Origin of the sequence: Corynebacterium striatum ATCC 6940, assembly GCF_000159135.1 — a bacterium.
GTDB classification, from domain to species: domain Bacteria; phylum Actinomycetota; class Actinomycetes; order Mycobacteriales; family Mycobacteriaceae; genus Corynebacterium; species Corynebacterium striatum.
On the sequence record NZ_GG667523.1, the window covers coordinates 346,337 to 357,794 of the forward strand.

The 11,458-nt window shown below is 55.7% G+C and carries 11 protein-coding genes and 1 pseudogene; 9 read left to right on the forward strand and 3 right to left on the reverse strand.

All coding sequences use genetic code 11. The features are described from left to right. Positions 1–69: 69 nt before the first annotated feature. The 3 genes and pseudogenes from HMPREF0308_RS09165 to HMPREF0308_RS09175 all read right to left on the reverse strand — a co-directional run bounded on the left by HMPREF0308_RS09165 (position 70) and on the right by HMPREF0308_RS09175 (position 2,157). Entirely contained in the window at positions 70–546 is a 477-nt protein-coding gene (locus tag HMPREF0308_RS09165; protein ID WP_005530916.1) for a hypothetical protein, read from the reverse strand. A 10-nt stretch (positions 547–556) separates the two neighbouring features. Continuing rightward, complete coding sequence (locus HMPREF0308_RS09170) at positions 557–1,543, reverse strand: universal stress protein (RefSeq protein WP_005530918.1); 987 nt, start codon at positions 1,541–1,543, stop codon at positions 557–559. 140 nt (positions 1,544–1,683) lie between these two features. Then, positions 1,684–2,157: pseudogene (locus tag HMPREF0308_RS09175) on the reverse strand (MarR family winged helix-turn-helix transcriptional regulator). A gap of 195 nt (positions 2,158–2,352) precedes the next feature. Between HMPREF0308_RS09175 and HMPREF0308_RS09180 the strand changes: the two are divergent. The 9 genes from HMPREF0308_RS09180 to HMPREF0308_RS09220 all read left to right on the forward strand — a co-directional run bounded on the left by HMPREF0308_RS09180 (position 2,353) and on the right by HMPREF0308_RS09220 (position 11,393). After that, positions 2,353–2,718, forward strand: a complete 366-nt coding sequence (locus HMPREF0308_RS09180) for a DUF5318 family protein (protein ID WP_005530922.1) — start codon at positions 2,353–2,355, stop codon at positions 2,716–2,718. 78 nt (positions 2,719–2,796) lie between these two features. Further along, positions 2,797–5,007: a transglycosylase domain-containing protein gene (locus tag HMPREF0308_RS09185; protein WP_034657322.1), complete on the forward strand. Its 2,211-nt coding sequence runs from the start codon at positions 2,797–2,799 to the stop codon at positions 5,005–5,007. 63 nt (positions 5,008–5,070) lie between these two features. Beyond that, positions 5,071–6,471, forward strand: coding sequence for a glycosyltransferase family 87 protein (locus HMPREF0308_RS09190; RefSeq protein ID WP_034657372.1), 1,401 nt, complete (start codon positions 5,071–5,073; stop codon positions 6,469–6,471). Continuing rightward, positions 6,471–6,659, forward strand: coding sequence for a hypothetical protein (locus tag HMPREF0308_RS09195; protein WP_005530928.1), 189 nt, complete (start codon positions 6,471–6,473; stop codon positions 6,657–6,659). The genes HMPREF0308_RS09190 and HMPREF0308_RS09195 overlap by 1 nt, the downstream gene beginning before the upstream one ends. Positions 6,660–6,868: 209 nt before the next feature. Continuing rightward, positions 6,869–7,159, forward strand: a complete 291-nt coding sequence (gene rpsF, locus HMPREF0308_RS09200) for a 30S ribosomal protein S6 (protein ID WP_115340964.1) — start codon at positions 6,869–6,871, stop codon at positions 7,157–7,159. 55 nt (positions 7,160–7,214) lie between these two features. Continuing rightward, a complete protein-coding gene (locus HMPREF0308_RS09205) occupies positions 7,215–7,790 on the forward strand; it encodes a single-stranded DNA-binding protein (RefSeq protein ID WP_005530931.1) in 576 nt (191 codons plus the stop codon). A 47-nt stretch (positions 7,791–7,837) separates the two neighbouring features. Further along, positions 7,838–8,290, forward strand: coding sequence for a 50S ribosomal protein L9 (rplI, locus tag HMPREF0308_RS09210; protein WP_005530934.1), 453 nt, complete (start codon positions 7,838–7,840; stop codon positions 8,288–8,290). A gap of 681 nt (positions 8,291–8,971) precedes the next feature. After that, positions 8,972–10,408, forward strand: a complete 1,437-nt coding sequence (gene dnaB, locus HMPREF0308_RS09215) for a replicative DNA helicase (RefSeq protein WP_005530937.1) — start codon at positions 8,972–8,974, stop codon at positions 10,406–10,408. 13 nt (positions 10,409–10,421) lie between these two features. Continuing rightward, positions 10,422–11,393: an alpha/beta hydrolase family protein gene (locus tag HMPREF0308_RS09220; RefSeq protein ID WP_080548639.1), complete on the forward strand. Its 972-nt coding sequence runs from the start codon at positions 10,422–10,424 to the stop codon at positions 11,391–11,393. The last annotated feature ends 65 nt before the right edge of the window (positions 11,394–11,458 follow it).

An 11,458-nucleotide genomic window follows, 5' to 3' on the forward strand; every position in this document is an offset into this window, starting at 1 on the left:
AAATTAGCTCGAGCAGAAAACGGTGCTCCTAGAGAAAGCTTTGGCTGAGGGAGCGCCGAAGGCGCTGGGTTATCCGAGAGGGACGAGCAGGATCTGGATATCGGTGATGCACCACAACATGAAGTTGCAGGCCATCACCCAAAAAATGGCCATCCACGAACGCCAACGTAAGTAGCGCTTGAGTTTGTGAATCATGATGAGCGCCGTGCCAATCATGCCGATGAACGGGATGATTATGGTAGTGAAGGCAAAGAAGCGGCGCTGGCCGTTGGTGCATAGCCAGGTGGCGAGGGAGGCGTCGCAAAGCGCCCCGCCCTGGGAACGCGTAATAAGGGCTAGGACCAGTGCGTAAAGCCCGGAGGCGGCGAGGATTCCCAGCATGAAGTAAATTGCCTGAATCGTTGAACGGCGATTGGCTTTTGCAACGGCAAGAGGATCAGGTGCATCAGCGAGTTCATCAAACGTTGCTGGCTCGGGGCGCCGCAAGTTGGCATAATCCGCATCAGTTGTCAGATCGTTTTCGGGATGCTCGTCAGTTGCACTCATACGCAGGAGTCTAGTCCTTAATCGGTGCCGAGTCGGAAGGCCGAACCATCACTGGTACCCGAATGTGCGGGAGAAGCTCCGTAGCGGCTGAGCCGATAAACACGCGCTCGATGGGCCCCATTGGGGAGGAACCCATGCACATGATGTCGCCCTTCTTCCATTTCAAGGAATCAACTGCTCCTGCCCACCCATGCCCGGTTCCAATATCGGTGGAAATTTCCAGGCCGGGGTAGTGGTGGTCAACAATGTCTTGCGCTCTGTCGAGCATTGCCAACGTATGTTCGTGCCAGCCCTTAGTGAGCTTGGAAGCGATGTCGACGGAGTCATGCAGAGGAGCATCAATAAGTCCCTCCGCATTGAAAGCCACGATGCGTAGGGGCAACTTCCACCTGTTTGCCAAACGGGCTGCATGAAGCAGTGCTGGGTCTTCAGAGTCGCCACGCTCGGTGAAGGCGAAGTTGATGCGTGTAACGCCATGCTTGGAAAGCTTGATGTCGCGCGGCGTGAGGCCGAGAGGAATGGGGGAAAAGTGCAAGAGCGCGTCTGCAGTAGAGCCAGCAAAGAACTTGCCCTTAGGAGCTGACTGATTTGCTCCCAACAAAATTGCGTCCGCGCAGAATTCAGTGGCCATCTCCGTGAGGAGTTGTGGCCGTGAAGGTCCAGCGAGGAGGACGGAAGGACGCTCATCTAGCTGTGAGTTATCGACTCCTGCTGCCTTGAGAGCGGCAAGCACGCTTTGCTCGCACTCAGCCTGTTCCTTTTTAAACCACTTCTTGTACTTGCCGCCGTGCTTGGTGAAAACTGTTGTGGCGCGTGGCACAGAAATAGTAGAGATCACTCTGATGCAAACCTTGGTGGACCTAGCCAACCAAGCTGCGTACTCGATCGCCTCCGTGCCCGTGGAGGACGGGCTCCACGAGACTAGAAGTCGAACAGGGTCGTTGGGGTCCTCTTTAGCGAGGGAAGCCCGCGACTCACAAGGGATATTCTTAGCCATGCACCAATCAGTCCGGTGATCTATCTTGGGACGTTGTTGGTGCCATTATTAGTCGCTTGAGCGTACAAAATGAAATCTGCGGCGGGGGATCGATCGCGGTGAAGAAGATTGGTCTATTTACGCCCTGGGGTTGCCAGAGTTTAGTCCATGGTGGGGCGGTAAACGTCTGCGAGCTTAGAAATTAAGGTGCTCATCTGGTGCGCTTTGTCTAAATCCGAGGGTTCTAGCTACTGGAGGATCTCAGCTAGGGCTGCGGCGCGTTGTCGAGAGACAATGTTGAGTTCTGACTCGCCTAGCTGGGTCAAAGCCACCAGGACGCCACGGCGATCCTTTTCATCGCGGCGTCGTTCCACGAAACCATCACGCTCTAATTGGTATAGGGCATTAGATGCCGTGGGCATTCGAATAAGTTCTGCCTGCGCAATGGTGCTTACTCGGGAAGGTCCCCGTAGGCGTAACTGATTCATGATCGACACCTGTGAGGTGGTGAGGGACGTACCTTCGGTTGTGCGCTGGAAGATAAGCATTAGCTTGTTCAACGCGGGTTGAATGTTGCGCGCGACGTTAAGAGCGTCCTCATAGTTGGAGGGGGAGGCGGCGGCTTGTTCACTCATAAAAAGTAATAATAGCGACCGTTTGCAGCCGACGGTAGTTAGGTGGCTAAAAAATTAGGTTTTGGGTTTGAAAATTTATTGAGGGGAGCGTAAGGGAACAATCTCTTTCATTAAAGTGTTTGAGAAGTCGGTGGAAGAAGGCCATCTCCGCAAAATTGTTAGGAAGAGAAGCGAGAGAAAAGGAGGGCAGATGCTTTGAGCCTTTCTTTTAAGCACATTATTTCTCATGAATGGGAGCGGGCCCAGCATCTCAAGGAGTATCGAGCGGGCCGAGTAGATAGGAGCGAGCTTTGCGACGCCGACTTCCTTCTGCGTGCTGCGGCTGAATACCACGGCGTCGATATGGCGAAACGGTGCCCGATGTGTGAAGCGCCGATGTGCTTGACCACATGGGTATATGGCGAAGAGTTGGGGCGTCGCGCTGGAAGCGCACGAAATGCGGAAGAAATCGCAGAATTTGCAGCCGACGGTCTCGAATTTACGGTTCACTGGGTCGAAGTTTGTACGGCATGCCGTTGGAACCACCTATTGCGTGCGGCAACAGCCTATGATGAAGGTTAGTTTTTGGCTCGGCCGTTGAGGCCGGTAATCTGCATTTATTTAAGAAAATCCGCCCATGATTGATGAGGACACGAAGCAGTGACCGAAAAGGAATCTGCCCCTAAAAAAGCGGGGCGTCACGTTTATAAATCCACGAAGCAGCGCAAACGACGTCGCTGGCCGTGGATTGTGCTGATAATTGCCTTGGTATTGGTAGCTGTACCGGCAGGCCTTTTTGCCTATGCATACTCCCAATACAACGTTCCTGAGCCAAAGGAGCTTCAAGCAAATCAGGTTTCCACGATTGTGGCTGGGGACGGTACCACCCAATTGGCTAAGTTGGTTCCGCCAGAAGGCAACCGCACCCAGGTCAAACTCGATGAAGTCCCCGACTACGTCGAAGATTCTGTGCTTTCTGCTGAGGACCGTGAGTTTTGGACCAACTCCGGATTTTCCTTCACCGGCTTGGGACGCGCAGTCTTGGGCAAGCTGACTGGTGATTCAACCGCAGGCGGTGGTTCAACAATCACTCAGCAGTATGTCAAGAACACGCTGGTTGGTGACGAGTATTCCTATGTGCGTAAGATCCGCGAGCTTATCTATTCCATCAAGATGACTAACGAATGGTCCAAGGAAGACATTCTGCAGGCATACCTCAACACGGTCTACTTTGGTCGTAACGCCTACGGAATCCAGGCAGCTTCCAACGCATACTTCAATAAAGATGCCAAGGATCTGACGGTTGAGGAAGGCGCAATGCTCGCCGGCCTTATTCAGTCTCCTTCTGTCCTTGACCCGCGCGTGGACGAGGAAAGCTCGAAGGCTCGCTGGAACTATGTTCTTGACGGTTTGGTTGAGATGGGCGATCTGGACGCTACTCAGCGTGCGCAGATGCAGTTCCCGCAGACGCGTGATCCTGCCGAGTATTCCGCTTATACAGAGGCGCCAGGCGCCTACGGACATATTAAAAACCAGGTTATTGCCGAGCTGGAACGCGTTGGCATCACCGAGGATCAGGTCGCTACGGGCGGTCTGAAAATCACCACGACCATTGACATGAACGTGCAGAATGCTTCCACCGAGGCTGTTGATGGGCAGCTGCAGTCTTTGCAGGAGGATGCCCGCGCTGCGGCTGTGACCATTGACCCTGCTTCTGGTGCTGTGCGCGGCTACTTCGGCGGCCACGAGTCGACCGGCTGGGATTATGCCAACGCCGGCCTGCAGACGGGTTCGACGTTTAAGATCTTCGCCCTTGCGGCGGCCCTTCAGCAAGGCATCGGCCTGGACACGTATTACTCCTCTGCGCCGTACCAGCTCCCTGGTTCTCAGGTAGTCACAAACGTCGGTGGCGGCTGCGGTAACTGTTCCATCGCGGAGGCATTGAAGAACTCGTTCAATACCTCGTTCCTGCGTCTGCAGGCGGATCTAGAAAACGGCACTCAGGATACTGCCGACATGGCGCATGCGTTGGGCATTGCTAAGTCTCTGCCTGGCATTGAAAAGACATTGACTGAAAATGGTGGGGCTCCATACGAGGGCGTTGTTCTGGGTCAGTACCAGTCTCGCCCACTCGACATGGCAAGCGCTATGGCGACGCTGACAAACGGCGGCGTTTGGCATCAGCCTCACTTCGTGCAAAAGGTCGAAACTACCGGTGGCGAAGTTCTGTATGAATTCAACGACAACGGTGGTGAGCGTCGAGTTTCAGCCAACGTGGCTAACAATGTTCTTAAGGCAATGCTTCCTATTGCGGGTTGGTCTAACGGAGCTCTGGCCGGCGGCCGCGCATCTGCGTCCAAGACGGGTACTACTCAGTTGGGTAACACCGGAACCAACAAGGACGCGTGGATGATTGGTTCGACCCCGCAGCTGGCTACGGCAGTTTGGGTAGGTACCGCTGACAACACCTCCGCCATTTTCAATTCTTATGGCGGAATCATGTATGGCTCTGATGCGCCTACCCGTATCTGGAAGCAGATCTTGGATACTTCCTTGGTTAACTCGGAGTACCAATCCTTCCCAACGGCATACCCGATCCGTTATGGAAGCGGGAACTGGGGCAGCGGGTACACGGGCTCTTATGGCTCCTCAACGGAATACGGCAATCGTTACGGCAACAACGATGATGCTCCAGAGGAGACTGCAAACCCAGAATCCCCTGCTCCTGGCGAACAACCTGCGCCTTCCCCACACCAGCCTGCAGCGCCTCCGGCAGCGCCTGCTCAGCCGGAGGCACCAGCCCCAGACGTTCCTTCGCTGGAAGACATCATTAATGGTCAAGGTGACTTGGCTGAACTTTTAAGACCGTAGGAGAGGAACGTGACTGATGAGGCCCTCAAGACCGTGAAGACGGTTGGAAAGTCCCACTCGGCTGTGCGTGGCGCCTCTGCCGAAGGCCGCATTCCGCTTAATCGTGAACCTTTTGCACACGACATCATCGAGTTTTTCGGTGGCCCGCGTGGCCGTTTTGCCCGCACCTTACCTGGTCAATGGATGTCGCCATTGCGCGCGATTATTGGTGTGTCCTGGATTTTCCTCGCGCTGGGCTTTCTGAGTAAGGCCAACTGCGCAGGAAGCCGCACAGGGGACGACGGAGTCATTTCCTTGAACTGGGATGGCAACCGTCAATACACGTCTTTCTGCTACAACGACATCGTCCCGCTCTATGGCGGCCGCGGCTTGGACCAAGGCGGATTTCCCTATGCGTATTCGTGGCAAGAAGGTGACCTGACTAGGTACATGGAATACCCGGTTCTGGCGGGTATGTTCCAAGGATTGATGGGTTGGACTTCACGAGTCACGTATCCAATTGGTGAGTTCTTCGGCGTAGCGGATGCCGGTTGGTATTTCGGAGTCACCGCGCTCGTGCTTTCCTGCATTTGGATCGGTACGGTCTACATGGTTTTCCAGCTCACTGGAAACCGTGCATGGGATACGATGCTCATGGCCGCGAGCCCCCTCGTTGTCATTCATGCCTTTACAAACTGGGATATCCCGTCCATTGCGTTTATGGTCGGTGCGCTCTTTGCGGTGACCCGCGGTAAGAATTGGCTTGCAGGTATTTTGATTGGCCTCGGAACTGCTTTCAAACTGTGGCCGTTGTTTATCTTGGGCGCGTTTTTTGTCCTCGCGGCGCGTAACAAGAGGTGGGCACCATTCGGTGCGATGTTCGGCGGAACCGTAATCTCTTGGCTAGTCGTCAACGTTCCAGTGGCGTTGAAGTACCCGGACGCGTGGCGTGAGTTTTTCCGACTCAACGAAGAGCGCGGCGCTGAATGGACCACAATTTATGCGTTGATCAACCGCTATGCCGAAAATGGCCTCACCCCAGAATTCCTCAATAGCTTCACGCTGCCAGCATTCTTGCTGGGATGCGCAGCTATCGGCATCTTTGGTTTGCGCGCTCGCCGCGAGCCGCGTGTGGCTGAGCTCATTTACCTGATCGTGATGGCCTTCTTGCTCATCAATAAGGTTTGGTCGCCGCAGTATTCCATTTGGTTGGTTGTTCCAGCTTTGCTTGCTCTCCCGCGTTGGCGCCTGTTGTTGAGCTGGATGCTTGTCGACGCCATGGTATGGCCAGTCCTCATGTGGCACATGTTGGGCGCGGAAAATAAAGGCATCGATCATGAACTGCTCGACCTCTTTGTGATTGGCCGTGACACCTTCATCGTTATTATCGGAATTCTTATCATCCGCCAAATGCTGGGCAAGTCCGTGGACAAGGTACGTGCAGCACATGGTGGCCGTGATCCTCTTGCTGGAGACTTTGTCTAATGCTCATCACCGTCGTAGGAATAATTTCTATTTTTCTCGGATTCTGCTGCGTGATGGGTGCGTACTACCTATATCAACGCAGCGAGGATCGGCGCTGGCCCATCCTTTTGGGCCTGCTGGCCTTGTTGTTTCTCACCGTAATTCCAGCAGGAAGTGCCATCTTCTTCGCCACCACGATGCGTAGTTAGTGTCAAAACGGTACCGCGCTTGGCTCTTGATGATTAAGCACAGCGCAAGCACTGATTCTCCCCAACGGCTTTCCCCCGTTGGGGATTTCTTTTTGGCCGGTCAATGCGCTATTGTGATGAGGTTGCTTGACGCAACGTACCCTCCTGCCATGTCCGCAAAGGTGATATGGCCGAAAACAATTACTAGACCATAGGAGGTGATGAGGTCCGTGCGTCACTACGAAGTCATGATTATTCTGGATCCTAACCAGGATGAGCGCACCGTATCCCCGTCCCTAGACAAGTTCCTCGAAGTTGTCCGTAAGGATGGCGGCAAGGTTGAAAACGTCGATGTTTGGGGCAAGCGTCGTCTTGCTTACGCAATCGACAAGAAGGAAGAGGGCATCTACGCCGTCGTTAACCTGGAGTGCGAGTCCGCTTCGGTTCTCGAACTCGACCGCCGTCTGAACCTGAACGACACCATCCTGCGTACCAAGGTTCTGCGCACCGACAGCAAATAGCGGATACTGGTTTCAGAGTTTCGAGAACCCACGTAACCGATAAGGAGAACAGACCATGGCACAGGGAGACACCACAATCACGGTAGTTGGCAACGTTGTTGCTGACCCCGAGCTGCGCTTCACCCCAGCGGGTGCGGCTGTAGCAAACTTCCGCGTCGCTTCCACCCCTCGTCGTTTCAATTCGCAGACGAACCAGTGGGAAGATGGCGAGGCCATGTTCCTGACCTGCAACGTGTGGCGTCAAGCCGCAGAAAACGTTGCGGAAACCCTGACCAAGGGCATGCGAGTAATCGTCAATGGCCGTTTGCGCCAGCGTTCTTATCAGAACCGCGATGGCGAAAACCGCACTGTCTTTGAGATTGAGGTTGACGAAGTCGGCCCGTCCCTGCGCTACGCTTCCGCACAGGTCACCCGCAAGTCCGCTAATGGCGGTAACGGCGGTGGCAATTACGGCGGCGGCCAGCAGCAGAATCAGGGCGGCAACAACTTTGGCGGCGGCAACCAGGGCGGCTTTGGTGGGAACCAGAGCGCTCCGCAGCAGTCGCAGCAGTCAGCTCCTTCAAACGATCCGTGGAACTCCGCACCCCAAGCTGGAAGCTTCGGCGGTGCAGACGCTGAGCCACCGTTCTAAAACTGTCCCACGCAATTATTAACTAACTCAATTGAAAGGCAGGGATCATGAAGCTGATCCTCACCGCTGCCGTTGAGAACCTCGGCGCCCCAGGCGAAATTGTAGAGGTTAAGAACGGTTACGGACGTAACTACCTGCTTCCGCGCGGCCTGGCTATTGTTGCCACCCGTGGTGCTGAGAAGCAGATCGAGGGCATCAAGCGCGCCCAGGAAGCTCGCGCAATCCGCGACCTGGATCACGCACGTGAGGTCCGCAACCAACTCGAGCAGCTTTCTGGCGTACAGGTTGCAATGAAGACTTCTGAAAACGGCAAGCTATTCGGCTCCGTTTCTGCAGACGACATCGTTTCCGCAGTTGAGGCCGCTGGCGGCCCGAAGCTGGACAAGCGCATCGTCGTTCTGCCTAAGGGCCTGGTCAAGAAGACCGGCAACTACCAGGTCGAGCTCAAGCTGCATGCTGACGTTCTCGGCAAGGTAAACTTCTCGGTCGTCGCTGCCTAATAGGCGCACGACGGTTCCCGCTTAAGAGTGGGAACACAATGACAACAGCAACGCTTAGGGCTTCGAGGCCTGCCATGTGAGGTGGCAGCCCCCGAGGCCCTTCGCGCGTTTTCAGCGACGCTGCTTCTGCCGCACCGCTGAATCGTTTGATGAAGTTTTGTGTGCTCCCAGACAGTGCGCCGACACTGAGTGTCCGATCATCATGCCGGCTGTGGGTGACTGTGGATAACTGTGGATAACTTTGAATAATTGTGGATAACTAACGTTGGAATCCCTTCCGATTTGCGTTTTGTTAACCCGCAGGTCGCCTCAATAACACGCAGGTAAGCGGGATTCTTCACGGAAATTGTGCACATTTTCACACTTCCGGAAATAGCTGTTGACCTGCGGAAACGATAAGTGCAGGTCACAGTGCTGCGATAGTTATCCACAGCCATATCCACGTGTTTGGGGGTCGAAAGTCGGTCTCACCTGGGAATTGCACAGAACCCTGTGGATAACTGTGGGATTTATACCCAGGGGGTGCGTGTCAGGGGGCTGCATTAGACTAAAAATCCAGAAGCCGAGCCCCCCCATTTTTGCGGTAACTTCTCGCAGATGTGTCACGCTGGGGCGCGGTGATAGTGTCCGAATTTGTGCTTCACGCCAGCCGGCGAAGCAGAACATGGGGTGGATTGCTTTATGACAAACGCAAGCTTCGATGACGCAGACTACGTACCGCCAGGGGCGCCTGACGTACCTGCCCAGGAGGAGCGTCCCTATCGCCGGAACCGGCAGGATGTTTCCAAGCGCTACGGAGAATTCCGTCAGCCGCCCTCGGACAGAGAAGCCGAGCAGGGCGTCCTCGGCGCAATGCTGCTGAGCCCGAACACCGTAATGGAGGTCATCGAGGAACTTGAGCCTGATGACTTCTACTACCCGGCACACGCGCTTATCTACCAGGCCATGGTTGATCTCTATGCCGCCGGCACTGACATCGACGCCGTCATCGTAGCCTCACGCCTCGACCGCTATAACAATTTGGAGCGCGTGGGCGGAGCGCCGTACCTGCACACGCTCCTAGCCACGGTGCCTACCGCTGCAAACGCGCGTTACTATGCGGAGATCGTCGCCGAGAAAGCGGTGCTTCGCAAGCTGGTCGACGCTGGCACGCGTGTTGTTCAGTTGGGCTTCGAAGGCGCAGAGGACGCCGAGATTGAGTCCGTGCTCGACCGTGCTCAGCAAGAGGTCTTTGCCGTGGCGCAAAAGAAGACAACCGAGGACTATCAGGTGCTCGGAAAGCTGATTGACCCCACCATTGATGAGCTCGCCATGCTACAGCAGAACGGCATCGAGGCCGGCGTTCCCACGGGTTTTATCGATCTAGACAAGCTCACCAACGGCCTACGCGCCGGCCAGATGATCATTGTGGCAGCGCGTCCTGGTGTGGGTAAGTCCACCTTGGCCATGGACTTCATGCGCTCCGCGTCCCTGCAGCACGGCAAGACCTCCGTCATCTTCTCCTTGGAGATGTCAGCCTCAGAGATCGTCATGCGTCTGCTTTCTGCAGAAGCAGAAGTAAAGCTGACGGACATGCGCGGTGGCCGCGTCTCTACAGAGGACTGGGCCAAGATCGACCAGACCCTGAACCGCATCCAGGATGCACCACTGTTCATTGATGACTCACCCAACCTCACCATGATGGAGATTCGCTCGAAGGCTCGCCGCTTGAAGCAGCAGCATGGCCTCGACCTCATCGTCCTTGACTACATGCAGCTGATGTCTTCCGGTAAGAAGGTCGAGTCGCGTCAGCAAGAGGTCTCGGAGTTCTCTCGTCAGCTCAAGCTCTTGGCTAAGGAGCTTGAGGTTCCACTGATTGCTATTTCGCAGCTTAACCGTGGCCCTGAGTCGCGTACCGATAAGAAGCCGCAGCTGGCTGACCTCCGTGAGTCTGGCTCGCTGGAGCAGGACGCTGACATGGTTATGCTGCTCTACCGCCCTGACTCCCAGGACCGCGACGATCCGCGTGCGGGTGAGGCTGACATCATTTTGGCTAAGCACCGTGGTGGCCCTATCGATACGGTGCAGGTTGCCCACCAGCTGCACTACTCCAAGTTCGTCAACATGGCCCACGGCTAAGAGGGAGCGGTTAATGTCAAAGGGAATTCTTCGCAGTTACACTCCTGCTATAGCCGCGGCGCTGACTCTGCTCGCGGGTTTATGCGTGTCCTGTGCTGATAACTCAGCTGGTTCCGGCGAATCTGGTATGGAGCACTCGGCGTCGCAGGCGCCGGCTACCCAGAAAACTAAGAAGCCGGAAGTTTCCGCCAAGAAGCTCGTCTACGCACATGAGCATGAGCGTCAACACGGATTCTTGGTCACACCCAAGAAGCCGCAGCCAGGCAAAAAGCTGCCCTTAGTTGTGTTCCTCCACGGTGGAGGATGGCAAGAGAAGTCCACTGCCCAGTCAGCGGCGCCGGCTGTCAATGACCTCGTGGAGCATGGTGCCGCGGTGTGGAACGTGGAGTATCGCGGCGTATCCATCGACGGTGAAGATGCACCGGGCGGCTGGCCCATGACCTACCAGGACGTCGCTGCGGCAATTGACTTCATCCCGCAGCTTGCAAACCACAGCGATGTTCCCCTCGACCTCAACAACGTTGTGGTAGCGGGCTACTCTGCGGGCGGCAATCTTGCTACGTGGACCTGTTCGCGTCCGGAGCTGGCTCCCGACGCCCCCGGTGCCCATCCGGCCTTCCCCGTGGACAAGTGCGTGGGTATCGCTGGCGTTTATGACATGGAGCTCGCCTACCAGCAGCACGACAAATTTGTCCGCACCCTTCTAGGCGGTACACCGCAGGAAGTCCCCGCGCACTACTTCGATGCCTCCCCGGCATACAACGTCAACAAAAAGGCACGCGTCCTAGTGCTGCACGGAGAAAACGATGAGATGGTCAACGTCGATGAAGTCACCCGCTTCGCCGACTATGCCAAACAGCGTGGCCTCAACATCGATGCCATCATCTTCGACGACGCTAAGCACCTTTCATGGGCCAATCCCGCTGGCCTCCAGTGGCAGCAGGCACGGCGAACCATCCTTGAGCAGGTTGGAATCAAGTCTTAGGCACCGGGGCGTCGTCAAGCATCACTGCATCTGGCTTCGAGAGGTCCTTGACCTTATCGGGATCA

Coding starts and splice junctions, on each gene's coding strand:
- HMPREF0308_RS09165 (WP_005530916.1), bottom strand. CDS start 546: ATGAGTGCAACTGACGAGCATCCCGAAAACGATCTGACAACTGATGCG.
- HMPREF0308_RS09220 (WP_080548639.1), top strand. CDS start 10,422: ATGTCAAAGGGAATTCTTCGCAGTTACACTCCTGCTATAGCCGCGGCG.
- HMPREF0308_RS09195 (WP_005530928.1), top strand. CDS start 6,471: ATGCTCATCACCGTCGTAGGAATAATTTCTATTTTTCTCGGATTCTGC.
- rplI (WP_005530934.1), top strand. CDS start 7,838: ATGAAGCTGATCCTCACCGCTGCCGTTGAGAACCTCGGCGCCCCAGGC.
- HMPREF0308_RS09205 (WP_005530931.1), top strand. CDS start 7,215: ATGGCACAGGGAGACACCACAATCACGGTAGTTGGCAACGTTGTTGCT.
- HMPREF0308_RS09170 (WP_005530918.1), bottom strand. CDS start 1,543: ATGGCTAAGAATATCCCTTGTGAGTCGCGGGCTTCCCTCGCTAAAGAG.
- dnaB (WP_005530937.1), top strand. CDS start 8,972: ATGACAAACGCAAGCTTCGATGACGCAGACTACGTACCGCCAGGGGCG.